Below are 23,326 nucleotides of genomic sequence, written 5' to 3' on the forward strand. Positions count from 1 at the left end.
CATTTTCGAGGAGGACGATCATGAGTCGCCTGGCTATTTTTCTACTCACCGCCTGCCTGGGCGCCAGTGCCATGGCCGCCGGCCCTATCGACAGTAACCGGCAGAAGGCGTTTGGTGATATCACCGTGCACTACAGCACCTTCACCTCCAGCTTCCTGCAACCCGAGACGGCCCAGGCTGTAGGCGTGGTGCGCAGCAAGAACAAGGGCATGATCAACGTATCGGTGATCAAGGGTGTCGAGCCCGTGGCGGCGCAAGTGACCGGCACGATCAAGGACTTGACCGGCAAGAGTGAAATGCTGACCTTCAAGCAAATCACTGAAAAAGGCGCGATCTACTACCTCGCCCCCTACTCGGTGCCGCAGCAGGAATTCCGCACCTTTACCATCAATGTTGAAACCGGCGGCAAGGCCCACGGTTTCAGTTTCACCCAAGAACTGTTCCCGGCCGAATAATGAACCTGACACAACTCGTACTGGCCAGCCATAACGCCGGCAAACTCAAGGAACTCCAGGCCATGCTCGGCGAATCGGTGCAATTGCGCTCGATTGGCGAGTTCAGCCAGGTGGAACCGGAAGAAACCGGCCTGTCGTTCGTTGAAAACGCCATCCTCAAGGCCCGCAATGCCGCGCGCATTTCCGGCCTGCCGGCATTGGCCGACGATTCTGGCCTGGCCGTGGACTTTCTTGGCGGCGCGCCCGGCATCTACTCGGCGCGTTATGCCGACGGCAAAGGCGATGCGGCGAACAATGCCAAGTTGCTGGACGCTCTCAAGGATGTACCAGAGGCGATGCGTGGCGCGCAGTTCGTCTGCGTGCTGGCCCTTGTGCGGCATGCCGACGACCCGCTGCCGATCCTCTGCGAAGGCTTGTGGCACGGGCGCATCCTGCATGCGGCCAGTGGCGAGCATGGGTTTGGCTATGACCCGCTGTTCTGGGTGCCGGAGCGCAAAGTCTCCAGCGCCGAACTGAGCCCCGCCGACAAGAACCAGATCAGCCACCGCGCCCGTGCAATGGATTTGCTGCGCCAGCGCCTGGGCTTGAAATGACCCACGACACCCCGGCGCTGCCGCTGATCCACGGCGGCGCGCAAACACCTCGGGCGACCCTGCCAGTGCTGCCGCCCCTGGCGCTGTACATCCACATCCCGTGGTGCGTGCGCAAATGCCCTTATTGCGACTTCAACTCCCACACCGCCAGCCCGGTGTTGCCGGAAGAAGAGTACGTCGACGCACTGTTGGCGGACCTCGACCAGGATCTGCACGCGGTATATGGCCGTGAGTTGAGCTCGATTTTCTTTGGTGGCGGTACGCCAAGCTTGTTCAGCGCCGCGGCATTGGGCCGGCTGCTCAAGGGCGTCGAACAACGTATCCCGTTTACCAGCGATATCGAAATCACCCTGGAAGCCAATCCCGGCACCTTCGAACAAGAGAAGTTCGTGGCTTATCGCAAGCTGGGGATCAATCGCCTGTCCATCGGTATCCAGAGCTTCCAGCAGGAAAAACTCAAGGCCCTGGGCCGCATCCACAATGGCGATGAGGCCGTAAGAGCCGCCGGCATGGCGCGCCAGGCCGGTTTCGACAACTTCAACCTGGACCTGATGCACGGCTTGCCCGATCAGTCCCTGGACGATGCGCTGGGCGACCTGCGCCAGGCCATCGCCCTCAAGCCGACCCATCTGTCGTGGTACCAACTGACCCTGGAACCCAACACAGTGTTCTGGAACCAGCCGCCGACGCTGCCGGAAGACGACACCCTGTGGGATATCCAGGAAGCCGGCCAGGCCCTGCTCGCCGAACACGGTTACGCCCAATATGAAGTCTCGGCCTACGCCCAGCCGGACCGGCCCGCGCGGCATAACCTCAACTACTGGAGCTTTGGCGACTTTATCGGCATCGGTGCCGGTGCCCACGGCAAGCTCAGCCATCCAGACGGGCGCATCGTGCGCACCTGGAAGACTCGCGCACCGAAGGACTACCTCAACCCGGCTAAAAGCTTTCAGGCAGGCATGAAAGAGCTGACCAACGAAGAGTTGCCCTTCGAGTTCCTGATGAACGCCCTGCGCCTTACCGACGGCGTTGAGGCCAGTCTTTACGCCGAACGCACCGGCCTGGACCTGGCCAGCCTGGATGAGTCCCGGCGCGAGGCAGAACAAAGTGGCTTATTGCAGGTCGAACCGTCACGCCTGGCGGCCACCGACCGTGGGCAACTCTTTCTCAATGACCTGCTGCAGAAGTTTTTGAGCTGATCGCTCTAAGGAAATCCCATGGATCTGGTACTCGACCTGCTTGCCACCGTATCCCGCTGGAGCCGCAGTAACCTGTCAGAAATATCCCTGGCGCTCGTCGGCTGCCTGCTGGTGCTGTTTGGCGCCGACATCAAGGGCTGGGTCGAAGCACGCCTGGGCAACATCGCCGGCGCCTTGCGCGTACCGTTGATGGCGCTGCTGTGCATGATCGGCAGCGGTGCTGCGCTGATCTACGCCACGCCGTGGATTGTGCGGGGGTTGAGCCAGTTTAATAACTACAGTTTGGCGCCGGTGTTGTTGGTGGTGCTGGTGCTGATTGGCGTGGTTGCCGACCGCCGCTGACCAAAAGCCCAACACCAAAAAACTGTAGGAGCGAGATTGCTCGCGAAGAACGTTAACGATAACGCAGAGCTATCAGGTAGCCCGCGTCGCCTGTCCGTTTTTCGCGAGCAAGCTCGCTCCTACAGTTGATCGCATTTCAGTCTTCTAGCTGATCAAGCCAGCTTTTCGAACTTCAAATCCCAAACCCCATGCCCCAACCGCTCGCCACGACGCTCGAACTTGGTGATCGGGCGCTCGGCCGGGCGTGGCACACATTGGCCGTCTTCGGCCAGGTTGCGGTAGCCAGGGGCGATGTTCATCACTTCCAGCATGTACTCCGCGTAGGGTTCCCAGTCGGTGGCCATGTGCAGGATGCCGCCCACTTTCAGCTTGCTGCGCACCAGTTCCGCGAAGGAGGCCTGGACGATACGGCGCTTGTGGTGACGGCTCTTGTGCCACGGATCCGGGAAAAACAGCATCAGGCGGTCGAGGCTGTTGTCGGCGATGCAGCGGTTGAGCACTTCAATCGCGTCGCAGTCGTAGACCCGCAGGTTTTTCAAGCCTTGGGTCAGCACGCCGTTAAGCAATGCGCCCACGCCCGGACGGTGCACTTCGACACCGATAAAGTCTTGCTCGGGCGCAGCTGCGGCCATTTCCAGCAGGGAATGACCCATGCCGAAGCCGATTTCCAGGGAGCGCGGGGCCGAGCGGCCAAACACCTGGTCAAAGTCCACCGGCGCATCGGCCAGGGGTAGGACGAACAGCGGCGTGCCTTGTTCCAGGCCCTTTTGCTGGCCTTCAGTCATGCGCCCGGCACGCATCACAAAACTCTTGATGCGGCGGTGCTTGGACTCGTCGCCTTCTTCCACGGGGTTCGGCGTTTCGTTTGATTCAGTCATCAATGGCTCTTACTTGATCAGACCATCCAGCGGCGAGGAGGCGCTGGCGTAAAGTTTTTTCGGCATGCGACCGGCGAGGTATGCCAGGCGGCCGGCGACAATCGCGTGTTTCATGGCTTCGGCCATCATGATCGGCTGTTGCGCGTTGGCGATGGCCGAGTTCATCAGCACCGCTTCGCAGCCCAGCTCCATGGCAATGGTAGCGTCGGACGCGGTACCGACACCCGCGTCCACCAACACCGGGATCTTGGCTTCTTCGAGGATGATCTGCAGGTTGTACGGGTTGCAGATCCCCAGGCCCGTACCGATCAGACCGGCCAGCGGCATGACCGCGATGCAGCCGATCTCGGCCAGTTGGCGGGCGATGATCGGGTCATCGCTGGTGTAGACCATCACGTCGAAACCTTCCTTGACCAGGGTTTCGGCGGCCTTGAGGGTTTCGATCACGTTGGGGAACAGGGTTTTCTGATCCGCCAGCACTTCCAGCTTCACCAGGTTGTGACCGTCGAGCAGCTCACGGGCCAGGCGGCAGGTGCGCACGGCTTCGATGGCGTCGTAGCAACCGGCGGTGTTCGGCAGGATGGTGTAGCGGTCCGGCGGCAGGATATCCAGCAGGTTCGGTTCGCCCGGGTTCTGGCCGATGTTGGTGCGGCGCACGGCTACCGTCACGATCTCGGCGCCCGAGGCTTCGATAGCCAGGCGGGTTTCTTCCATGTCACGGTACTTGCCGGTGCCTACCAGCAAACGCGACTGGTAGGTACGACCGGCCAGGACGAAGGGCTTGTCGCTACGAACGATGCTCATGGGAAATCCTCGCAATTGGTTGAGGTTCTGCAGAATCCGGATACGTGCCGGCAGGCTAGCCGCCGCCGATGGCGTGGACCACTTCGATCTGGTCGCCTTCGGCGAGGGCGGTGTCGGGGTGCTGGCTACGCGGGACGATATCCTGGTTGAGCTCCACTGCGACGCGACGTCCGGTCAGTTCCAGACGGGCCAGCAGGGCCGCGACGGTTTCACCGTCGGGCAGTTCATAGGGTTCGCCGTTCAACTGAATGCGCATGCCAGGGCCGCCATCGTTTTTAGGGGCCAGCATTCTAGCCTGATCATGACCTGAAGGTCAGCTACAAGCGTCAAGCGGTCATTGCAGGCGCCAGGCGGCCAGGCCAAGGCATAGCCAGCCGATCAGGAACGCCAGGCCGCCGAACGGGGTGATGATCCCCAGCTTGCCGATGCCGATGGTGGTCAGCAGATACAGGCTGCCGGAGAACAGCAGGATACCGATGGTAAACGACACCCCGGCCCACATCACCAGGCGCCCGGGCAGGTGCGCGGCCAGCAAGGCCACGCCAAACAAGGCCAGGGCGTGTACCAACTGATAGGTCACGCCAGTGTGGAAAATCGCCAGGTATTCAGCACTCAGGCTTTTTTTCAGGCCGTGGGCGGCAAATGCGCCGAGGGCAACACCGGTAAAACCGAAAAAAGCCGCCAACATCAGAAAGCCACGCAGCATGAGGAACTCCAGTCAGACTCATTGGACAGGGTCTGTATAATGGCCCGCTCAACGGGTTCGGCCAAGCCATCTCTATGCTGCGTGTCCTCTTCAGTCGTTTTCTCAAAGTCGTGAAATGGTTTGTCATCGGCAGTATTTTGCTGGTGCTGCTGTTTCGTGTAGTACCGCCGCCGTTCACTGCGCTGATGATCGAACGCAAGATCGAATCCTGGGTCGACGGCGAGCCCATCGACCTGCAACGCACCTGGGTGCCGTGGGATGAGATCTCCGACGACCTGAAAGTGGCGGTCATGGCCGGCGAAGACCAGCGCTTCCCCCAGCACTGGGGCTTTGATTTCGGCGCGATCCAGGCCGCCCTGCTGCATAACGAGCGCGGCGGCTCGATTCGCGGCGCCAGCACGCTGAGCCAGCAGGTGTCGAAAAACCTTTTCTTATGGGCCGGCCGCAGTTATTTGCGCAAGGGCCTGGAAGCCTGGTTTACCGGACTGATCGAAATCCTGTGGCCCAAGCAGCGGATTCTTGAGGTGTACCTCAATAGCGTGGAATGGGATGAAGGGGTGTTTGGCGCAGACGCGGCGGCTCGGCACCACTTTGGGGTGAGTGCCAAGGGGCTTTCGCGGCAGCAGGCCAGCTATCTGGCGGCGGTGCTGCCTAACCCGCGGGTGTGGAGTGCCAGCCACCCGACGGCATATGTGGCGCGGCGGGCGGCGTGGATTCGTCAGCAGATGGGGCAGTTGGGCGGTACAGGCTATTTGAATGAGCTGAACAAAACACGCCAGGCGCCGTGGTCAAACTGACACCACACAAAACCAAATGTGGGAGTAAGCCCGCTCTCACATTTTTGTGACCGCGCTATATTTGAGGTTGTCGACTGCAAACAAAAATGCCCCGATCTTTCGATCGGGGCATTTTTTTGGCCATTCGCTGCGTGTTAGGCGGCGATCGACAGTTTCAGCTTGTTCATCGCGCTTTTCTCAAGCTGACGAATCCGCTCGGCCGACACGTTGTACTTCTGGGCCAGGTCATGCAGCGTGGCTTTTTCTTCTGCCAGCCAGCGCTGGTAGAGAATGTCACGACTGCGGTCGTCCAGCACTTCCAGCGCTTCGTGCAGGTTGTGGTTGGAGTTGTCGCTCCAGTCGGCATCTTCCAGTTGACGCGCCGGATCGTACCGGTGGTCTTCCAGATAGTTGGCCGGCGATTGGAAAGCACTGTCGTCGTCCGCTTCGGCGGCCGGGTCGAAGGCCATGTCATGGCCGGTCAGGCGACTTTCCATCTCGCGCACTTCCCGCGGCTCCACGCCGAGGCTTTCCGCCACACGGTGGACTTCCTCGTTGTTCAGCCACGCCAGGCGTTTTTTCTGGCTGCGCAGGTTGAAGAACAGCTTGCGCTGGGCCTTGGTGGTCGCGACTTTCACAATGCGCCAGTTGCGCAGGATGAACTCGTGAATCTCCGCCTTGATCCAGTGCACGGCGAACGACACCAGACGCACGCCCATTTCCGGGTTGAAGCGCTTTACAGCCTTCATCAGGCCGACGTTGCCTTCCTGGATCAGGTCAGCCTGGGCCAGGCCGTAGCCGCTATAGCTACGGGCGATATGTACGACAAAACGCAGGTGGGCGAGCACCATCTGCCGAGCCGCCCCCAAATCCTGCTCATAATAGAGACTCTCGGCCAGTTCACGCTCCTGCTCGGGCGTCAGCAAAGGAATGCTGTTGACCGTGTGCACATAGGCTTCCAGGTTCGCGCCTGGGACCAGAGCATAAGCAGGTTGCAAAGAAGTGGTCATACGAAAAAACCTCCGACTCACATAACTCGTGCAGTTCAGCACTGCGAAAATTGACCGGAAACCGTAGGACAAGTTCCCTATAAACGCTGAAAGGTCAATACAAGCAAAAAGACACTATTTCGGCGCCAACTCCCTGAGATGGCGTGCGACTGCGATCCATGCACCGATATAACCCAACAACACCGCGCCAAGCAAGAGTGATAGACCATCGGCAGCGGGTACGCCAGCCAAGGCAAAATCACTGCCATACAAACCGGCCAGGCCGATTACCGCGTCGTTCAGCCAATCCAGGCCAAACGCCAATACGCCCCAGGACAGAATCCCGGCACCGAAGCCATAAAGCGCGCCCATGTACAGAAAAGGACGACGCACATAGCTGTCTGTGCCGCCGACCAGTTTAATCACTTCTATCTCGGTGCGGCGGTTTTCAATATGAAGACGAATGGTATTGCCTATCACCAAAAGTAATGCAGAAACCAGCAACACCGTCAGGCCGAAGACAAACCGGTCGCCCAGCTTGAGAATCGCCGCCAGACGCTCGACCCAGACTAAATCAAGCTGCGCTTGTTGTACCTTGGGCAGTTCAGCCAGTTTTTGTCTTAATGCTTCAAGGGCGGTCTTGTCGACCTCATTCGGCGTGACCAGTACTACGCCCGGCAGCGGGTTCTGCGGCAGCTCCTTGAGCGCCTCGCCCAGGCCCGATTGCTGCTGGAATTCTTCCAGGGCCTGTTCACGACTGATGTACTCGGCATCCGCCACGCCTGGGATGTTCTTGATCTGCTCGCGCAGGGCCTCGCCTTCATTGGCGCTGGCGTCCAGTTGCAGGTACAGGGAAATCTGCGCCGCGCGCTGCCAGGAACCGCCGAGGCGCTCGACATTATTAAGCAGCAATGACAAACCCATCGGCAGGCTCAAGGCCACGGCCATCACCAGGCAGGTAAAGAAGCTGCCAATCGGCTGCTTGCCCAGGCGGCGCAGGCTGTCCACCAGGCTGGCGCGATGGCTTTCGATCCAGGCGTGCAGCAGGGTGCTGAAGTCCGGACCGTCGTCTTCGTCGCGTTTCTTTTTCTGCGGCTGCGGGTCGGCCGGTTTCGGCGCCACGCGCTCGGAGACTTTAGGGCTACGTGTGGCACTCATACGCCAGCCTCCCCATCACCAATCAGGCGACCGCGTTGCAAGGTCAGCATGCGATGGCGCATGCGCGCGATCAATGCCAGGTCGTGGCTGGCAATCAGCACGCTGGTGCCCAGGCGATTGATGTCTTCAAAAACCCCCATGATTTCTGCAGCCAGGCGCGGATCGAGGTTACCGGTCGGTTCATCCGCCAGCAGCAAGGCCGGGCGATGAACGATGGCGCGGGCAATGCCGACACGCTGTTGCTGGCCGGTGGACAGGTCGCCGGGGTACAGGTCGGTCTTGTCCGACAGCGCCACACGTTCCAGGGCCGAATCCACACGCTTGACGATCTCGGCCTTGGACAGCCCGAGAATCTGCAATGGCAGGGCGATGTTGTTGAACACCGTGCGATCGAACAGCAACTGGTGGTTCTGGAACACGACGCCGATCTGCCGGCGCAGAAATGGAATCTGCGCATTACTGATAGTGGCCAGATCCTGGCCCGCCAGCAGCAACTTGCCGGTGGTGGGACGCTCCATGGCCAGCAGTAGGCGCAGCAAGGTACTTTTGCCGGCGCCGGAATGACCGGTGACAAACAAGAACTCGCCACGGCGTACCCGGAAACTCAGCTCATGCAAGCCCACATGCCCATTGGCATAGCGCTTACCGACCTGTTCGAATCGAATCATGAACGCTCCCGCTCGGCAAACAGTGCCTGGACAAAGGGTTCGGCTTCAAACGTGCGCAGGTCATCAATACCTTCGCCGACACCGATATAACGAATCGGCAGCCCGAATTGTTTGGCCAGGGCGAAAATCACCCCACCCTTGGCCGTGCCATCGAGCTTAGTCAACGCCAGGCCAGTCAGTTGCACCGTCTGGTTGAATTGCTTGGCCTGGCTGATCGCGTTCTGCCCGGTGCCGGCATCCAGCACCAACAACACCTCGTGCGGCGCATCGGCGTCGAGCTTGCCGATGACCCGGCGCACTTTCTTCAATTCTTCCATCAGGTTGTCTTTGGTGTGCAGGCGACCGGCGGTATCGGCAATTAGTACGTCGATGTTACGGGCCTTGGCGGCCTGCACGGCATCGAAGATCACCGAGGCGGAATCGGCGCCGGTGTGCTGGGCGATGACCGGGATCTTGTTGCGCTCGCCCCATACCTGCAATTGCTCCACGGCAGCGGCGCGGAAGGTGTCACCGGCGGCGAGCATGACTTTCTTGCCTTCCAGTTGCAGCTTCTTCGCCAACTTGCCGATAGTGGTGGTCTTGCCGGCGCCGTTGACGCCTACGACCAGAATCACGAACGGCTTGTTCTCGGTGATGACCAGCGGTGCTTCCACCGGCTTGAGCATGGCGGCCAACTCGGCCTGCAATGACTTATAAAGTGCATCGGCATCAGTGAGCTGCTTGCGCGCAACCTTCTGGGTCAAGCTTTGGATAATGACGGCGGTGGCTTCGACGCCCACGTCAGCGGTCAGCAGACGGGTCTCGATATCTTCGAGCAGTTCGTCATCAATGATCTTCTTGCCCAGGAACAGGCTGGCCATGCCTTCGCCGATGCTGGCGCTGGTCTTGCTCAGGCCTTGCTTGAGGCGGGCGAAGAAGCCGGTCTTGCTGGTTTCGGCAGGCGCTTCGACAGGTGCAGGTACCAAGGCAGCCTCGATGACTGCGGGTGCAGCGATCACCACCGGAGCGGGCTCGACTACCAGCGGGGCCGGTTCAGCAACGACGGGTAGCGGCTCGACAGGCTCGACAGGCTCGGCAATGGCAGGAATCGGCGGCGCCACATGCTCGGCCTGTACATCCTCGACCAACGCCACAGGCTCTTCAGCCACCGGCAATGTCGGCCATGGCTTGTGCTCTGGCTCTGGCGCAGCTTCCACCACCGGCTGCAAAACCGGCTCGGCGATAGGCAACACGACCGGCGCCGGCGCCTCGACGACGGGCTCGGCCACCCGCTCAATCACCGGCTCACTTTGCAGGAGCGGCTGCGGAGCAGGCTCAGGTTGGACTTGCGGCTGTTCGACGACGGTTTCCTGCGGCTTTTTGCGCAGCCATCCAAACAGGCCTTTTTTCTCGCCAGCCGCAGCTGGGTTCTTCTTGTCGTCGTTGGAACCAAACATGGAGGACGGCTATCTCAAGGTAGCGACGCGCCAAGGTGGCGCCCCGGTAAATAATATTCAATGCGCAACAGACTGTTTTTTAGCCAGCTTGTTCATGCGCAGTATTTTGTGAGGCGTGAATACAGCCTCAACAAATCGATTCAATATAGGACTGAAGCGACAAAATCGGCGAAAAGCGGATGAAAACCGGGGAAACCCACCGATAACTCCATCTTTACGACGACTGGATCCGAAACGATATGACCGCCGCAGTGGCCGTCGCTAATACGGATCAGTATCCTAGCACCTCCTCGCCCGCCGACGCTAAGACCAAGCGGGCAGCCCAACAGGTTTAAAAACGAATGAATGCTCTAGCCCGCCGCGCCGCAGGCCTGCTGCTCAGCACAGTTTGTCTGCCCCTTTCAGCCTTGGCTGCCGATCCTCAACCCACCCACGAATTCACTCTGGACAACGGCCTCAAGGTCGTCGTGCGCGAAGACCATCGCGCCCCGGTGGTGGTATCGCAGGTCTGGTACAAGGTCGGCTCCAGCTACGAAACCCCAGGCCAGACCGGCTTGTCCCACGCCCTGGAACACATGATGTTCAAGGGCAGCTCCAAGACCGGCCCCGGCGAAGCCTCGTTGATCCTGCGCGACCTGGGTGCCGAGGAAAACGCCTTCACCAGCGATGACTACACGGCCTACTACCAAGTACTGGCCCGTGACCGCCTGGGCGTCGCCCTGGAGCTGGAGGCTGATCGCATGGCCACCCTGCGCCTGCCGGCCGACGAGTTCAGCCGCGAGATCGAAGTGATCAAGGAAGAGCGCCGCCTGCGCACCGATGACAACCCGATGTCCAAGGCCTTCGAGCGCTTCAAGGCGATGGCCTATCCGGCCAGTGGCTACCACACGCCGACCATCGGCTGGATGGCTGACCTGGACCGCATGAAGGTCGAGGAACTGCGCCACTGGTACCAATCCTGGTACGTGCCGAACAACGCCACCCTGGTGGTGGTCGGCGACGTGACTCCGGACGAGGTGAAAACCCTGGCCCAGCGTTACTTCGGCCCGATCCCCAAGCGTGACGTGCCACCGGCGAAAAAACCGCTGGAGTTGGCCGAGCCGGGCGAGCGCCTGCTGACCCTGCACGTGCAGACTCAATTGCCGAGCGTCATCCTGGGCTTCAACGTCCCGGGCCTGGCCACCGCCGAAGACAAGCGCTCGGTCAATGCCCTGCGCCTGATCTCGGCCCTGCTCGATGGCGGCTACAGCGCGCGCATCCCAAGCCAGCTGGAACGCGGTGAAGAACTGGTGTCCGGGGCTTCGACCAACTACGACGCCTACACCCGTGGCGACAGCCTGTTCACCCTGAGCGCCACGCCCAACCAGCAGAAGAAGAAAACCGTCGCCCAGGCCGAAGCCGGGCTCTGGCGCCTGCTGGACGAACTCAAGGCCAAGCCACCGACTGCCGAGGAGCTGGAGCGTATCCGCGCCCAGGTCATTGCCGGCGTGGTCTACGAGCGCGACTCCATCACCAGCCAGGCCACGGCCATCGGCTCCCTGGAAACGGTCGGCCTGTCGTGGAAACTCATGGATACCGAACTTGCCGAATTGCAGAGCGTGACGCCCGAGGACATCCAGAAGGCCGCACGCACGTATTTCACCCGCGAACGCCTGAGTGTCGCCCATGTCCTGCCAGAGGAGACCACTCATGAGTAATCGCAAAAACAACCGCCTGGTGCTGCCCGGCCTGATCGTCGTGACCCTGGTGGCAGCGGTCGCGGTGTATATCGGTCGCCCGGACGACTCCGTGGCCAGCCCGGCGCTGGAACAGGCCAAGTCCAGCAAGACCCTGCAATCGCTGGCAGAACTGGACGGCAAGAACCCGACCAACCGCAAGCTCAACGTGCAGACCTGGAACACCGCCGAAGGCGCCAAGGTGTTGTTCGTCGAGGCCCACGAACTGCCGATGTTCGACATGCGCATCCTGTTCGCCGCTGGCAGCAGCCAGGACGGCAACACCCCAGGCCTGGCCCTGCTGACCAACGCCATGCTCAACGAAGGCGTGCCGGGCAAGGATGTGGGGCAGATTGCCGCCGGTTTTGAAGGCCTGGGCGCCGATTTCAGCAACGGTGCCTACCGCGACATGGCGCTGGTCTCGCTGCGCAGCCTCAGTGCCGCCGACAAGCGCGACGCCGCCCTCACGCTGTTTGACCAGGTGATCGGCCAGCCGACCTTCCCTGCCGACTCCCTGGCACGGATCAAGAACCAGTTGCTGGCCGGCTTCGAGTACCAGAAGCAGAACCCGGGCAAGTTGGCGAGCATCGAGCTGTTCAAGCGCCTGTACGGCGATCATCCCTATGCGCACCCGAGCGAAGGCACGCCTGCGAGCGTTCCGGCGATTACCCAGGCGCAGCTGCAAGCATTCCACGCCAAGGCCTACGCCGCTGGCAACGCGGTGATCGCGATGGTCGGCGACCTGTCCCGCGCCGACGCCGAGGCTATGGCGGCCAAGGTGTCCGCATCCCTGCCCAAGGGCCCGGCGCTGGCGAAGATCGCCGAACCGACCGAGCCCAAGGCCGGCCTGGGGCATATCGAGTTTCCATCCAAGCAGACGCATCTGTTGTTCGCACAACTGGGCATCAACCGTGCCGACCCGGACTACGCGGCCCTGTCCCTGGGCAACCAGATCCTGGGTGGCGGTGGTTTTGGCACCCGCCTGATGAGCGAAGTGCGTGAGAAGCGCGGCCTGACTTACGGCGTGTATTCGGGCTTCTCGCCGATGCAGGTACGTGGCCCGTTCATGATCAACCTGCAGACCCGCGCCGAAATGAGCGGCGGCACCTTGCGCCTGGTGGAGCAAGTGCTGGCCGACTACCTCAAGACCGGGCCGACGCAAAAAGAACTGGATGACGCCAAGCGCGAGCTGGCCGGCAGCTTCCCGCTGTCTACCGCGAGCAACGCCGATATCGTCGGGCAACTGGGCGCCATGGGTTTCTACAACCTGCCGCTCAATTACCTGGAAGACTTCATGCAGCAATCCCAGGCCCTGACCGTCGATCAGGTCAAGGCCGCCATGAACAAACACTTGAGTAGCGATAAAATGGTGATTGTGACCGCAGGTCCAACCACCGCGCAAAAGCCACTACCGCCCCCCACTGATAAACCTGCCGAGCAACCGCTCGGGGTTCCGGAGCATTAATGGCCAGTCCATCGCGCCCTAAAAAACCTGTCCATAACGTTCACAACGGTGTGGGCCAACTGCGCATCATTGGCGGCCAATGGCGCAGCCGCAAGCTGAGTTTCCCCGATGTGGTGGGCCTGCGTCCTACCCCGGATCGGGTCCGTGAGACCTTGTTCAACTGGCTCGCGCCGTACATCGAAGGGGCCAAGGTGCTTGACCCGTTCGCCGGCAGCGGGGCGTTGTTCCTGGAGTCCCTGTCCCGTGGCGCGGCCCTGGGCCAGGCCCTGGACGCAAGCAACGTGGCAGTGTCCAGCCTGCGCGAACACCTGGGCACCCTGCGCTGCACCACCGGTCATGTACAGACCGCCGATGCCCTGCGCTATCTGGAAACCCAGCCGGCCAGTGCATTCGACGTAGTGTTCCTCGACCCACCGTTCAACCAGAACCTGTTGCCGACGGTCTGCGCGCTGCTGGAAGAGCGCCAATGGTTGGCCGATGACGCCTGGGTCTACACCGAAAGTGAAGCTGCGCCTTCGACCCTTGGCCTGCCGGGCAACTGGCGCCTGCACCGCGAGCAGAAATCCGGGCGGGTGTATTACGCGCTGTGGCAACGTACGGCGTAGGAGCGAGCGTGTCTGCGGGCGGCGTTCCGACGAAGGCCGCCAACGATAACGCAGCGCATCTGATAGAGGTGCGTCGCTTGTTGGTTCTTCGCGAGCAAGCTCGCTCCTACAATGATCGGTGTGTATGACGCCTTCATCCAACCGCTTCAGCCCCGCCTTCGGCCTTGGCAACCCCCATCTGCAAACGCTGTGGGGCCCGCTCTGGCGCGCTACCACCCATCTCGATCGCCAGCGCGAACGCCTGTGGCTGGAGGATGGCGACTTTCTCGACCTCGACTGGCATGGCCCGCATGATCCCCATGCGCCGCTGGTGCTGGTGCTGCACGGGCTGACCGGTTCGTCGAATTCGCCCTACGTCGCAGGCCTGCAAAAAGCCCTGGCCGGCCAGGGCTGGGCCAGCGTTGCGCTGAATTGGCGCGGCTGCTCCGGCGAACCCAATCGGCTGGCCCGCAGTTACCATTCCGGTGCCAGCGAAGACCTGGCGGCCAGCATCGCGCACCTGCGGGCCAAGCGGCCGTTGGCGCCGCTGTATGCCGTGGGCTATTCCCTGGGCGGCAATGTACTGCTCAAGCACTTGGGCGAAACCGGCGACAGCTCTGGCCTGCAAGGGGCGGCGGCGGTATCGGTGCCGTTTCGCCTGGACCAGTGCGCCGACCGCATCGGCCTGGGCTTTTCACGGGTCTATCAGAAGCATTTCATGCGCGAGATGCTCGGCTATATCCGGGCCAAGCAACGCCAATTCCAGCAGGACGGACGCGAAGACGCGCTCAAGACCCTGGCCGACCTGGGCTCGCTGGAGAAGATGCGTACGTTCTGGGACTTTGACGGGCGCGTCACCGCGCCGCTGCATGGCTACCTGAGCGCCGAGGACTATTACCGGCGCGCGTCGAGTCGCTACTTTCTAGGCGCGATTCGCACACCGACGCTGATCATCCAGGCGGCGGACGATCCTTTTGTGTTTGCCCACAGCCTGCCCCAGGCCAGCGAGCTGTCGGACTGCACCGAGTTTGAACTACAGGCCAAGGGCGGGCATGTGGGGTTTGTCGACGGTTCGCTGAAACAGCCTGGCTACTACCTGGAGCGGCGGATCCCGCAATGGCTGCTGTCGCAACTCGGTCAATAATGTAGGAGCTGGCTTGCCAGCTCCTACATTGGATTGGGTTTACAGGCCCGGCAACTCAGTCGCCGGTTGCGATTTGTCGCTGCGGATCATTGATCCACTCACTCCACGACCCCGCATACAGCTTACCCAACGGATAACCCGCCAGGCTCAGGGCAAACAGGTTGTGGCACGCCGTCACACCCGAGCCGCAATACGCCACCAACTCATCCGGCGAACGGTCTTGCAGCTTCTGGGCAAACCGCTGCTTGAGCTGCTCCACCGGCAAGAAACGCCCATCACTGCCCAGGTTCTCGTTGAACGCCGCACATTGCGCCCCGGGAATGTGCCCGGCAATCGGATCAATCGGCTCCACCTCGCCGCGAAAACGCGGCAAGGCGCGGGCATCGATCAGGGTCAGGCCTGGCTGGCTCAGGCGTTTTTGCAGGTGTTCGGCATCCAGCAACAGGTGGTTGTCCGGGCTGCCGACGAAGGTTCCAGGCTCGATCTTCGGGGCATCCAGGCTCAAGGGGAAACCTGCGTTGTGCCAGGCCTTCAGCCCGCCATCAAGGATCGACACGCCGTCGCGCTTGCCCAACCACGCCAGCAGCCACCAGGCACGGGCGGCATACGCGCCTGGGCCGTCGTCATACAGCACGATCTCGCTGTCGGCATGGATGCCCCAGGCCTGCAACTGCCGGATCAGTGCCTGGGGCGCCGGCAGTGGATGGCGCCCGGTCACGCCCTTGGTCACCGGCCCGCTGAGGTGGCGTTCCAAGTCAGCATACTGCGCACCTTCGATATGCCCTTCGGCATAGCTGCAACGCCCGTAGTCCGGGTCTTCCAGGGCAAAACGGCAATCGAGGATGACTAAGCCTGCATGCTTCTGGCGTTCGGCCAGTTGTGGCGGGCTGATCAGTTGCGCGAGCGGCATGACGGACTCCTGGAAATACGTTTAAGAAAGGGCTTACTTCACTTCTTCCAGTGCCTGATTCAACGGCACGTAAAACTCCTTGAACAACCCGTCCACGGCCTCTTTAGCCTGCGGCGTGATAAACCCGGCCTCCAGCACCAGCACCTGATACACCCCGCGCTTGATCGCCTCGGCACTCAGGTGCGTGGAGTTTTCATTGGTGGTACACAAAAAACGTACCCAGGAGGTCAGGATGATCCAGGCATTGAGGGTCAGGGCTTCGGTCTGCACCGGGTCCATATTCAGGATTCCGGCCTCGACAAACCCCCGGTAAATCGCTCCGCCCTGAATCAGGCAGCGCTGGGAGAAACGCCGGTAGCCCGTAGCCAGTTCCGGGTCGCTCTCCAGCAAATGCTCAAGGTCACGATGTAAAAAGCGATAGCGCCACATACCGGCCAGCACCGCCTGCAGATAGAAGCGTTTGTCTTCGACCACCATTGCACGCCCCTGTGGCGGGCGCAGAAAGCTGTCCACCAAGGCTTCGTACTCGCGAAACAGCACCGCGATAATCGCCTGCTTGTTCGGGAAGTGGTAGTACAGGTTGCCCGGGGATATTTCCATGTGGGCGGCAATGTGATTGGTGCTGATGCTGCGCTCGCCCTGCTGGTTGAACAGCTCCAGGCTGGTTTGCACAATGCGTTCGCTGGTTTTTACTCGTGGTGCCATGGGGTATCGGCTTCTTGAATCCTGATGCAAACATCTTACGGTCTATCCCTGCCAGGATAAAACTGCATGTTGCTGCGAAGGCATTTGACAAAATAGAGTAATGACTCTAAAAACGCAGTTATACCAATAACAATCAGGAACTGCGCCATGCCTGCCAACGTTGCCTACCTGCAAGATTCCCAGGCGCTGGACCAACTCCAGGACCTGTTTGACGCCCAACGGCGCGCCTACGCAGGTAACCCGATGCCGCCGGCGGCGCAGCGCCAGCAGTGGCTCAAGGCCTTGCGTGACCTGCTCAGCGACGAGCGTCAGGCGCTGATCGAGGCCATCAGCAGTGACTTCAGCCATCGCAGCGCCGATGAAACCCTGTTCGCCGAACTGATGCCCAGCCTGCACGGCATTCACTACGCCAGCAAACACCTCAAGGGCTGGATGAAACCGTCGCGCCGCGCTGTAGGTATAGCCTTCCAGCCGGCGTCTGCCAAAGTTATCTATCAACCGCTGGGGGTCATCGGGGTGATCGTGCCCTGGAACTACCCGTTGTATCTGGCCATCGGCCCGTTGGTCGGTGCGTTGGCGGCGGGCAACCGGGTGATGCTCAAGCTCAGCGAATCCACCCCGGCCACCGGTCAGTTGCTCAAGACCCTGCTGGCGAAAATCTTCCCCGAAGACCTGGTATGCGTGGTGCTCGGCGAAGCGGAAGTGGGCATGGCGTTTTCCAAACTGCCTTTCGACCACCTGCTGTTCACTGGCGCTACCAGCATCGGCAAGCATGTGATGCGCGCCGCCGCCGAGCACCTGACCCCGGTCACCCTGGAACTGGGCGGCAAATCCCCGGCCATTGTCTCGGCGGATGTACCGCTCAAGGACGCCGCCGAACGAATCGCGTTCGGCAAGGCACTGAATGCCGGACAAACCTGTGTGGCGCCGGACTACGTGCTGGTTCCAGAGGACCGGGTAGAGGGCTTCGTCGAAGCCTACACCCAGGCGGTACGTGGGTTTTATCCGACACTGACCGATAACCCGGACTACACCGCCATCATTAACGAGCGACAACTCGCCCGGCTCAATGCCTACGTCAAGGACGCCACCGACAAGGGCGCGACCCTGGTGCCGCTCTACGACCAGGGCCAAGCCCGGCGCATGGCCCATAGCCTGCTGCTGAATGTCAGCGATGAGATGACCGTGATGCAGGACGAGATTTTCGGCCCGGTGCTGCCCATCGTGCCCTATCGCGGGATCGACCAGGCCTTTGCCTACATCAACCAACGCCCTCGCCCACTGGCGCTGTATTACTTCGGCTACAACAAGGCCGAACAAAATCGCGTACTCCACGAAACCCATTCCGGCGGCGTGTGCTTGAACGACACCCTGCTGCATGTGGCCCAGGACGATATGCCATTTGGCGGCATCGGCCCGTCGGGCATGGGCCACTACCATGGCCATGAAGGCTTCCTCACCTTCAGCAAGGCCAAGGGCGTACTGATCAAGCAGCGCCTGAACGCGGCGAAGCTGATTTACCCGCCGTATGGCAAAGCCATCCAGAAACTGATCCAGAAGCTGTTCGTGCGCTAAAACCGTTATCACCGGGACAACAATAAAAATGAACCCTAGCCTGACTGAATCACCCGCGCTGTCGCGGCGCGGCGTCTTGAAAATCGGCCTGTGCGCCAGCGCTTTCCTGGCGACCGCCGGCCTTGGCGCCAGCCTCAGTGGCTGCTCCAGCAGCACCCCCGCCAGCGGCTTTGCCATGTTGCGCAACAGCGACCTGCCGTTTCTGCGCGCGGTAATCCCGGTGTTGCTGGAAGGGGCGGCCAGCGCTGAGGTCGTGGCCGCGGGGATTGAAGACACGCTGAAAAAACTCGATTACAGCCTGCAACACCTGTCGCCGGAGATGTTCAAGCTGACCCAGCAGTTGTTCGATGTGCTGGGCATGGCCGTCACCCGTGGCCCGCTCACCGGCGTCTGGGGCAGTTGGGAAAACGCCAGCAGCGAGCAGATTCGCAACTTCCTGCATCGCTGGGAAAACAGCTTCCTCAACCTGCTGCGCATGGGCCACGGCTCGCTGCTCAAGTTGGTGATCATGGCCTGGTATTTCCGGCCCGAGTCCTGGGCCCATTGCGGGTACCCCGGGCCGCCGAAGATCTAGCCTTGATCACCCAAGCCGGCTCCTACAAGTCATGACGCCTGATAAAAATAAGAGAACAAGCTGATGCCCGTACCTGATGTGTTCCGCGATGGCATGGCCCGCGGCTGGAAAACCCACAATGGCGCCGCCCTTGACCAGGACCTGACCCTGGAGGCCGATGTCGCAATCATCGGCAGCGGCGCGGGCGGTGGCACCACCGCCGAAATCCTCAGCGCAGCGGGCTACAAGGTGCTGCTGATCGAAGAAGGCCCGCTCAAGACCAGCAGCGACTTCAAGCTGCTGGAAGACGAGGCCTACGCCAGCCTGTATCAGGAAGGCATCGGGCGTATGAGCAAGGACGGCGCCATCACCATCCTGCAGGGCCGCGCGGTGGGTGGCACCACACTGATCAACTGGACGTCGAGTTTTCGCACACCTGACCCGACGTTGTCCCACTGGGCCAGCGAGTACGCGGTCACGGGCCACAGCAGCGCCGAGATGGCGCCGTGGTTTGAAAAGATGGAGCAACGCCTGGGCATCGCACCCTGGGCCCTGCCACCCAACCCCAACAATGATGTGATCCGCAAAGGCTGCGAAAAGCTCGGCTACAGCTGGCACGTGATCCCACGCAACGTGCGCGGCTGCTTCAACCTGGGCTATTGCGGCATGGGCTGCCCGGTCAACGCCAAGCAATCGATGCTGGTGACCACCATTCCCTCGACCCTGGAGCAAGGCGGCGAGCTGCTGTACCTGGCCCGCGCCGAGCGCCTGAAATTCAGCGGCGACACCATCACCAGCCTCGAATGCGTGGCCATGGACGCACGCTGCGTAGCGCCTACCGGCCGCAAGATCACGGTCAAGGCCAAGCATTACGTGCTGGCCGGCGGCGGTATCAACAGCCCGGCGCTGCTGATGCGCTCCGACGCGCCCGACCCGCATGCACGCCTGGGTAAGCGCACCTTCCTGCATCTGGTGAATTTTTCCGCAGGGCTGTTCGACGAGGTGATCAACCCGTTCTATGGCGCGCCACAGTCGATTTACTCCGACCACTTCCAATGGCAGGACGGCACCACCGGTAAAATGTCCTACAAGCTTGAAGCGCCGCCCTTGCACCCGGCCCTGGCCAGTACGTTGTTCGGTGGTTATGGCACGCAGAACGCTCTGGACATGAGCCAGTTGCCCAAGACCCATGCGATGCTCGCGTTGCTGCGGGACGGGTTCCACCCTGATAGCCAGGGCGGCAGCGTCGGCCTGCGGGGCGATGGCACGCCGGTACTCGACTATGAGGTCTCGCCCTATGCCTGGGATGGCCTGCGCCGGGCCTTCCACAGCATGGCCGAAATCCAGTTTGCCGCCGGTGCCAAGTCGGTCAAGCCGCTGCACCATGACGCACGGTACGTCAGCACACTGGCCGAAGCCCGCAGCCTGATTGACGGCCTGAACCTGGAACTGCACCGCACTTGCCTGGGCAGCGCCCACGTGATGGGCGGTTGCGCCATGGGTGAAGAGGCGAAAAACGCCGTGACCGACAGCCTCGGAAGGCATCACCAGTTGCGTAACCTGTCGATCCACGATGGTTCATTGTTCCCCACCAGCATCGGCGCCAACCCACAACTGTCGGTGTATGGCCTGACCGCGCAACTGGCGACGGCACTGGCCGAACGCCTGAAAACAGCATGAAAAACCGATGATGGCCCCCTGTAGGAGCGAGCTTGCTCGCGAAGAACCCATAGGCACCGCGGGCTATCTGATAGCGCTGCGTTATCGTTGACGTTCTTCGCGAGCAAGCTCGCGCCTACAGGGGGTTCATAGGGGTATTCGCGGTGTCTATAGTGCTTTCTTCTGAATAAGTTGACTTGGCCGACCGGGATGGCTGCGATACCATCCGGTTCCCCAACGGACTCCGCCAGGACGACGCGATGAACCGAGTGTTGTACCCAGGTACCTTCGACCCGATTACCAAAGGCCATGGCGATCTGGTCGAACGCGCCTCGCGCTTGTTCGACCATGTGATCATCGCGGTCGCTGCCAGCCCCAAGAAAAACCCGCTGTTTCCCCTGGAACAGCGCGTGGAACTGGCGCGCGAGGTCACCAAGCACCTGCCGAACGTTGAAGTAGTGGGCTTTTCGACACTGCTGGCGCACTTCGCCAAGGAACAGAACGCCAATGTGTTCCTGCGCGGCCTGCGCGCAGTGTCGGACTTCGAATACGAATTCCAGCTGGCCAATATGAACCGCCAACTGGCACCGGACGTCGAGAGCCTGTTTCTCACACCGTCGGAGCGTTATTCGTTCATTTCCTCGACATTGGTCCGGGAAATTGCGGCATTGGGCGGTGATATCACCAAGTTTGTGCACCCTGCGGTCGCCGACGCCCTGACCCTACGCTTCAAGAAGTAAGACCGCTTGATCGGCGCCTGCTCGCACTGCGGGCGCCAATGCGGCACAATTGCGCGCATTAGTTTTCAGATGCCTTGGCTCAAGTGCCCTGGCAGGAGTTTCCATGTCCCTGATCATCACCGACGATTGCATCAACTGCGACGTCTGCGAACCCGAGTGCCCGAACGCTGCCATTTCCCAGGGTGAAGAGATCTACGTGATCGACCCCAACCTGTGCACCCAGTGTGTCGGCCACTATGACGAGCCCCAGTGCCAGCAAGTGTGCCCGGTCGATTGCATTCCGCTGGATGAAGCCCGTCCGGAAACAGAAGAGCAGTTGATGGAGAAGTACCGCTTGATTACCGGCAAGGCCTGAAACCTTGTGGTGGCTGGGCGGGCCTTATCGCAGGCAAGCCAGCTCCCATTTGAAGGTATTCACACATCAAAATGTGGGAGCGGGCTTGCCCGCGATGACGGCAACCGCCCTCACACAAAGTCAGCTCTGGCATTTTGGGCAAAACACACTCGCCCGCTGCCCCAGCATCACATTACGCAACTCACTCCCGCAGACCTTGCACGCCTCGGCCCCGCGCCCGTAGACAAACAACTCCTGCTGGAAATACCCCGGCTGCCCGTCGCCGCCAATAAAATCACGCAAGGTTGTACCGCCACGCTCGATGGCAGCCGCAAGAATGCGTTTGATCTCAATCGCCAGCTTCAAATATCGCCCACGAGAAATGCCCTTGGCCTCCCGGCGCGGGTCGATCCCGGCGGCAAACAACGCCTCGGTCGCGTAGATATTGCCCACGCCCACCACCACCGCGTTGTCCATGATGAACGGCTTGACCGCCATGGAGCGCCCACGGGACAGCTGGAACAGGCGCTCGCCATCAAACAGGTCAGTCAACGGCTCTGGCCCCAGGCGCAGCAGCAGTGCGTGGTTATGCGGATCCTGGCTCCAGAGCATCGCGCCAAAGCGCCGTGGGTCGGTGTAGCGCAGGGCCAGGCCTGACTCCAGTTCGATGTCCACATGTTCATGCTTGGCCGCCGGCAGGCCGACTTCCACCAGGCGCAGGTTGCCCGACATGCCCAAGTGGCTGATCAAGGTGCCGACTTCGGCATTGATCAGCAGATACTTGGCGCGACGCTCCACCAGCACGATGCGCTGCCCGGACAGGCGTACGTCCAGGTCCTCGGGAATCGGCCAACGCAGGCGGCGCTCACGCACGATCACCCGGCTGACCCGCTGGCCTTCCAGGTGCGGCGCGATCCCGCGCCGGGTGGTTTCGACTTCTGGCAGCTCAGGCATATTCGTCTCGCGATAGAAAGGTTAGTGCGCGCCCAATTCGCGGATCGACAACTTCAGGTTCTCGAAGTCGTAATCCGACAGGCCCACGTAATCCAGCACCAGATGGCCGATGCTCTCCCATTCATGGTCCACCGTCTGGTTGCCCAGAACCCGATAGGACGCGCAGATATGCTCGGCCATCTTCAGGATCGCCAGCAGGTTTTTCAGTGGGCTGTTGCGCGCCGACTCATCGCTGAAAATCGCCAGGGCATTGTGGTGGTTGGCGATGGCGTTGGTCACATGCTCCGGCAGGCGCCAGGACTTGGCGGTGTAGTAGCCCACCACCGCATGGTTGGTGTGGAACGCGCGGTTCTCGGTATCGACCACCCGGCAGTCGGGGCCCGCTTTGGCGTAGGACTCTTCCAGCACGTTCATATAGTCCGGGAAGCGCTTGAGCATCAGCGGCACGCCACAATCGTGGAACAGGCCCAGGGCGTAGGCTTCATCCACCGCCTGGGAGCCGGTGCGCTTGGCCAGGGTCAGGCAGGTCATTGCCACATCCTGGGCGGTGTCCCAGAACCGGTTGAGGGTGACGATGGTGTCGTCACTCATCTCGCCCTTGATCGACTGGGCATTGATCAGGTTGACGATGGAACGGCTGCCCAGCAGGTTGACCGCCCGCTGGATCGAGGCAATCTTGTTGCTCAGGCCGTAATACGGCGAATTGACGATTTTCAGCAACGAACCGGACAGGCCGGGGTCCTGGGAGATCAACCGAGCGATCACTTCCAGGTCCGGATCGGGCATGTATTGCTCCATCTGCAAATCCACCATGATTTGCGGTTGAGGCGGCACGCTGATGCCTTGCAGGGCCTGTTGGATCTGTTCGGCGGAAAGCTCTTGGGACATAAGTACACACTCTGGGCTAGGCGGCGATTCTAACCTCTATCTCGGTCTTTTGTGGGAGCTGGCTTGCCTGCGATAGCATCAACGCCGTACGTCAGA

At 61.2% G+C, this 23,326-nt stretch carries 26 protein-coding genes; 14 read left to right on the forward strand and 12 right to left on the reverse strand.

All coding sequences use genetic code 11. The features are described from left to right. Positions 1 to 20: 20 nt before the first annotated feature. From BFQ03_RS06905 to BFQ03_RS06920, 4 genes are read left to right on the forward strand one after another with little or no spacing between them, the layout of a single operon-like run. Positions 21 to 455, forward strand: a complete 435-nt coding sequence (locus tag BFQ03_RS06905; protein ID WP_029300487.1) for a DUF4426 domain-containing protein — start codon at positions 21 to 23, stop codon at positions 453 to 455. Continuing rightward, a complete protein-coding gene (gene rdgB, locus BFQ03_RS06910; RefSeq protein WP_032858808.1) occupies positions 452 to 1,048 on the forward strand; it encodes an RdgB/HAM1 family non-canonical purine NTP pyrophosphatase in 597 nt (198 codons plus the stop codon). Before BFQ03_RS06905 ends, rdgB begins: the two co-directional genes overlap by 4 nt. Beyond that, the gene (gene hemW / locus BFQ03_RS06915) at positions 1,045 to 2,247 is read left to right on the forward strand and encodes a radical SAM family heme chaperone HemW (protein ID WP_065942749.1); all 1,203 of its coding nucleotides are present in this window, start codon (positions 1,045 to 1,047) and stop codon (positions 2,245 to 2,247) included. The genes rdgB and hemW overlap by 4 nt, the downstream gene beginning before the upstream one ends. Positions 2,248 to 2,265: 18 nt before the next feature. Continuing rightward, positions 2,266 to 2,589 (forward strand): DUF3392 domain-containing protein, encoded by a 324-nt coding sequence (locus BFQ03_RS06920; protein WP_029300493.1) that lies wholly within the window; start codon positions 2,266 to 2,268, stop codon positions 2,587 to 2,589. Positions 2,590 to 2,741: 152 nt separating this feature from the next. Here BFQ03_RS06920 and trmB read toward each other — a convergent pair whose 3' ends face one another. The 4 genes from trmB to BFQ03_RS06940 all read right to left on the reverse strand — a co-directional run bounded on the left by trmB (position 2,742) and on the right by BFQ03_RS06940 (position 4,977). Further along, positions 2,742 to 3,467 carry a tRNA (guanosine(46)-N7)-methyltransferase TrmB gene (trmB, locus tag BFQ03_RS06925; RefSeq protein ID WP_065942750.1) on the reverse strand — a complete coding sequence of 242 codons (726 nt, stop codon included), beginning with the start codon at positions 3,465 to 3,467 and terminating at the stop codon, positions 2,742 to 2,744. Positions 3,468 to 3,476: 9 nt separating this feature from the next. After that, on the reverse strand, positions 3,477 to 4,271 hold the full coding sequence (locus BFQ03_RS06930; RefSeq protein ID WP_017845016.1) for a thiazole synthase: 795 nt from the start codon (positions 4,269 to 4,271) through the stop codon (positions 3,477 to 3,479). Positions 4,272 to 4,326: 55 nt separating this feature from the next. Beyond that, positions 4,327 to 4,527, reverse strand: coding sequence for a sulfur carrier protein ThiS (gene thiS, locus BFQ03_RS06935; protein WP_065942764.1), 201 nt, complete (start codon positions 4,525 to 4,527; stop codon positions 4,327 to 4,329). Positions 4,528 to 4,605: 78 nt separating this feature from the next. Further along, on the reverse strand, positions 4,606 to 4,977 hold the full coding sequence (locus BFQ03_RS06940; protein WP_032858813.1) for a DUF423 domain-containing protein: 372 nt from the start codon (positions 4,975 to 4,977) through the stop codon (positions 4,606 to 4,608). Positions 4,978 to 5,051: 74 nt separating this feature from the next. Here BFQ03_RS06940 and mtgA point away from each other — a divergent pair, with 74 nt between their 5' ends. Beyond that, entirely contained in the window at positions 5,052 to 5,774 is a 723-nt protein-coding gene (gene mtgA, locus BFQ03_RS06945) for a monofunctional biosynthetic peptidoglycan transglycosylase (protein WP_065942751.1), read from the forward strand. 134 nt (positions 5,775 to 5,908) lie between these two features. Here the strand turns inward: mtgA and rpoH are convergent, their stop codons facing one another. From rpoH to ftsY, 4 genes are all read right to left on the reverse strand, one after another. Then, entirely contained in the window at positions 5,909 to 6,763 is an 855-nt protein-coding gene (rpoH, locus tag BFQ03_RS06950) for an RNA polymerase sigma factor RpoH (protein ID WP_003176698.1), read from the reverse strand. Positions 6,764 to 6,877: 114 nt separating this feature from the next. Then, entirely contained in the window at positions 6,878 to 7,900 is a 1,023-nt protein-coding gene (gene ftsX / locus BFQ03_RS06955) for a permease-like cell division protein FtsX (protein ID WP_032858816.1), read from the reverse strand. Further along, complete coding sequence (gene ftsE, locus BFQ03_RS06960; protein ID WP_003213784.1) at positions 7,897 to 8,568, reverse strand: cell division ATP-binding protein FtsE; 672 nt, start codon at positions 8,566 to 8,568, stop codon at positions 7,897 to 7,899. The genes ftsX and ftsE overlap by 4 nt, the downstream gene beginning before the upstream one ends. Continuing rightward, complete coding sequence (gene ftsY / locus BFQ03_RS06965) at positions 8,565 to 10,004, reverse strand: signal recognition particle-docking protein FtsY (protein ID WP_065942752.1); 1,440 nt, start codon at positions 10,002 to 10,004, stop codon at positions 8,565 to 8,567. Before ftsY ends, ftsE begins: the two co-directional genes overlap by 4 nt. Positions 10,005 to 10,345: 341 nt before the next feature. Between ftsY and BFQ03_RS06970 the strand changes: the two genes are divergently transcribed. The 4 genes from BFQ03_RS06970 to BFQ03_RS06985 all read left to right on the forward strand — a co-directional run bounded on the left by BFQ03_RS06970 (position 10,346) and on the right by BFQ03_RS06985 (position 14,912). Further along, positions 10,346 to 11,701: a M16 family metallopeptidase gene (locus tag BFQ03_RS06970; RefSeq protein ID WP_032858820.1), complete on the forward strand. Its 1,356-nt coding sequence runs from the start codon at positions 10,346 to 10,348 to the stop codon at positions 11,699 to 11,701. Beyond that, positions 11,694 to 13,184 (forward strand): M16 family metallopeptidase, encoded by a 1,491-nt coding sequence (locus BFQ03_RS06975; RefSeq protein ID WP_032858822.1) that lies wholly within the window; start codon positions 11,694 to 11,696, stop codon positions 13,182 to 13,184. Before BFQ03_RS06970 ends, BFQ03_RS06975 begins: the two co-directional genes overlap by 8 nt. Further along, positions 13,184 to 13,789, forward strand: coding sequence for a 16S rRNA (guanine(966)-N(2))-methyltransferase RsmD (gene rsmD, locus BFQ03_RS06980; RefSeq protein ID WP_032858824.1), 606 nt, complete (start codon positions 13,184 to 13,186; stop codon positions 13,787 to 13,789). The genes BFQ03_RS06975 and rsmD overlap by 1 nt, the downstream gene beginning before the upstream one ends. A gap of 124 nt (positions 13,790 to 13,913) precedes the next feature. Then, positions 13,914 to 14,912 carry a hydrolase gene (locus tag BFQ03_RS06985; RefSeq protein ID WP_032858825.1) on the forward strand — a complete coding sequence of 333 codons (999 nt, stop codon included), beginning with the start codon at positions 13,914 to 13,916 and terminating at the stop codon, positions 14,910 to 14,912. 55 nt (positions 14,913 to 14,967) lie between these two features. Here BFQ03_RS06985 and BFQ03_RS06990 read toward each other — a convergent pair whose 3' ends face one another. Together BFQ03_RS06990 and BFQ03_RS06995 are read right to left on the reverse strand one after the other, a co-directional pair. After that, positions 14,968 to 15,822: a sulfurtransferase gene (locus tag BFQ03_RS06990; protein WP_065942753.1), complete on the reverse strand. Its 855-nt coding sequence runs from the start codon at positions 15,820 to 15,822 to the stop codon at positions 14,968 to 14,970. Positions 15,823 to 15,855: 33 nt separating this feature from the next. Next, positions 15,856 to 16,527 (reverse strand): TetR/AcrR family transcriptional regulator, encoded by a 672-nt coding sequence (locus BFQ03_RS06995; protein ID WP_032858829.1) that lies wholly within the window; start codon positions 16,525 to 16,527, stop codon positions 15,856 to 15,858. 147 nt (positions 16,528 to 16,674) lie between these two features. Here BFQ03_RS06995 and BFQ03_RS07000 point away from each other — a divergent pair, with 147 nt between their 5' ends. The 5 genes from BFQ03_RS07000 to BFQ03_RS07020 all read left to right on the forward strand — a co-directional run bounded on the left by BFQ03_RS07000 (position 16,675) and on the right by BFQ03_RS07020 (position 21,409). Then, positions 16,675 to 18,102 carry a coniferyl aldehyde dehydrogenase gene (locus tag BFQ03_RS07000; protein WP_065942754.1) on the forward strand — a complete coding sequence of 476 codons (1,428 nt, stop codon included), beginning with the start codon at positions 16,675 to 16,677 and terminating at the stop codon, positions 18,100 to 18,102. Between the two features lie 28 nt (positions 18,103 to 18,130). Further along, on the forward strand, positions 18,131 to 18,676 hold the full coding sequence (locus tag BFQ03_RS07005) for a twin-arginine translocation pathway signal protein (protein WP_065942755.1): 546 nt from the start codon (positions 18,131 to 18,133) through the stop codon (positions 18,674 to 18,676). Between the two features lie 63 nt (positions 18,677 to 18,739). Next, a complete protein-coding gene (locus BFQ03_RS07010; protein WP_065942756.1) occupies positions 18,740 to 20,335 on the forward strand; it encodes a GMC family oxidoreductase in 1,596 nt (531 codons plus the stop codon). A 239-nt stretch (positions 20,336 to 20,574) separates the two neighbouring features. Continuing rightward, a complete protein-coding gene (gene coaD, locus BFQ03_RS07015) occupies positions 20,575 to 21,054 on the forward strand; it encodes a pantetheine-phosphate adenylyltransferase (protein WP_003176711.1) in 480 nt (159 codons plus the stop codon). A gap of 103 nt (positions 21,055 to 21,157) precedes the next feature. Continuing rightward, entirely contained in the window at positions 21,158 to 21,409 is a 252-nt protein-coding gene (locus tag BFQ03_RS07020) for a YfhL family 4Fe-4S dicluster ferredoxin (RefSeq protein ID WP_029300613.1), read from the forward strand. A 120-nt stretch (positions 21,410 to 21,529) separates the two neighbouring features. Here BFQ03_RS07020 and mutM read toward each other — a convergent pair whose 3' ends face one another. Further along, a complete protein-coding gene (gene mutM, locus BFQ03_RS07025) occupies positions 21,530 to 22,342 on the reverse strand; it encodes a bifunctional DNA-formamidopyrimidine glycosylase/DNA-(apurinic or apyrimidinic site) lyase (RefSeq protein WP_032858835.1) in 813 nt (270 codons plus the stop codon). 21 nt (positions 22,343 to 22,363) lie between these two features. Beyond that, entirely contained in the window at positions 22,364 to 23,176 is an 813-nt protein-coding gene (locus BFQ03_RS07030; protein WP_174553314.1) for an HDOD domain-containing protein, read from the reverse strand. Positions 23,177 to 23,326: the final 150 nt, after the last annotated feature.

The sequence above is a fragment of the Pseudomonas sp. 25 R 14 genome, assembly GCF_900004755.1.
Classification (GTDB): domain Bacteria; phylum Pseudomonadota; class Gammaproteobacteria; order Pseudomonadales; family Pseudomonadaceae; genus Aquipseudomonas; species Aquipseudomonas brenneri.

Coding starts and splice junctions, on each gene's coding strand:
- BFQ03_RS06905 (WP_029300487.1), top strand. CDS start 21: ATGAGTCGCCTGGCTATTTTTCTACTCACCGCCTGCCTGGGCGCCAGT.
- hemW (WP_065942749.1), top strand. CDS start 1,045: ATGACCCACGACACCCCGGCGCTGCCGCTGATCCACGGCGGCGCGCAA.
- BFQ03_RS06920 (WP_029300493.1), top strand. CDS start 2,266: ATGGATCTGGTACTCGACCTGCTTGCCACCGTATCCCGCTGGAGCCGC.
- trmB (WP_065942750.1), bottom strand. CDS start 3,467: ATGACTGAATCAAACGAAACGCCGAACCCCGTGGAAGAAGGCGACGAG.
- BFQ03_RS06930 (WP_017845016.1), bottom strand. CDS start 4,271: ATGAGCATCGTTCGTAGCGACAAGCCCTTCGTCCTGGCCGGTCGTACC.
- thiS (WP_065942764.1), bottom strand. CDS start 4,527: ATGCGCATTCAGTTGAACGGCGAACCCTATGAACTGCCCGACGGTGAA.
- BFQ03_RS06940 (WP_032858813.1), bottom strand. CDS start 4,977: ATGCTGCGTGGCTTTCTGATGTTGGCGGCTTTTTTCGGTTTTACCGGT.
- mtgA (WP_065942751.1), top strand. CDS start 5,052: ATGCTGCGTGTCCTCTTCAGTCGTTTTCTCAAAGTCGTGAAATGGTTT.
- rpoH (WP_003176698.1), bottom strand. CDS start 6,763: ATGACCACTTCTTTGCAACCTGCTTATGCTCTGGTCCCAGGCGCGAAC.
- ftsX (WP_032858816.1), bottom strand. CDS start 7,900: ATGAGTGCCACACGTAGCCCTAAAGTCTCCGAGCGCGTGGCGCCGAAA.
- ftsE (WP_003213784.1), bottom strand. CDS start 8,568: ATGATTCGATTCGAACAGGTCGGTAAGCGCTATGCCAATGGGCATGTG.
- ftsY (WP_065942752.1), bottom strand. CDS start 10,004: ATGTTTGGTTCCAACGACGACAAGAAGAACCCAGCTGCGGCTGGCGAG.
- BFQ03_RS06970 (WP_032858820.1), top strand. CDS start 10,346: ATGAATGCTCTAGCCCGCCGCGCCGCAGGCCTGCTGCTCAGCACAGTT.
- BFQ03_RS06975 (WP_032858822.1), top strand. CDS start 11,694: ATGAGTAATCGCAAAAACAACCGCCTGGTGCTGCCCGGCCTGATCGTC.
- rsmD (WP_032858824.1), top strand. CDS start 13,184: ATGGCCAGTCCATCGCGCCCTAAAAAACCTGTCCATAACGTTCACAAC.
- BFQ03_RS06985 (WP_032858825.1), top strand. CDS start 13,914: ATGACGCCTTCATCCAACCGCTTCAGCCCCGCCTTCGGCCTTGGCAAC.
- BFQ03_RS06990 (WP_065942753.1), bottom strand. CDS start 15,822: ATGCCGCTCGCGCAACTGATCAGCCCGCCACAACTGGCCGAACGCCAG.
- BFQ03_RS06995 (WP_032858829.1), bottom strand. CDS start 16,527: ATGGCACCACGAGTAAAAACCAGCGAACGCATTGTGCAAACCAGCCTG.
- BFQ03_RS07000 (WP_065942754.1), top strand. CDS start 16,675: ATGCCTGCCAACGTTGCCTACCTGCAAGATTCCCAGGCGCTGGACCAA.
- BFQ03_RS07005 (WP_065942755.1), top strand. CDS start 18,131: ATGAACCCTAGCCTGACTGAATCACCCGCGCTGTCGCGGCGCGGCGTC.
- BFQ03_RS07010 (WP_065942756.1), top strand. CDS start 18,740: ATGCCCGTACCTGATGTGTTCCGCGATGGCATGGCCCGCGGCTGGAAA.
- coaD (WP_003176711.1), top strand. CDS start 20,575: ATGAACCGAGTGTTGTACCCAGGTACCTTCGACCCGATTACCAAAGGC.
- BFQ03_RS07020 (WP_029300613.1), top strand. CDS start 21,158: ATGTCCCTGATCATCACCGACGATTGCATCAACTGCGACGTCTGCGAA.
- mutM (WP_032858835.1), bottom strand. CDS start 22,342: ATGCCTGAGCTGCCAGAAGTCGAAACCACCCGGCGCGGGATCGCGCCG.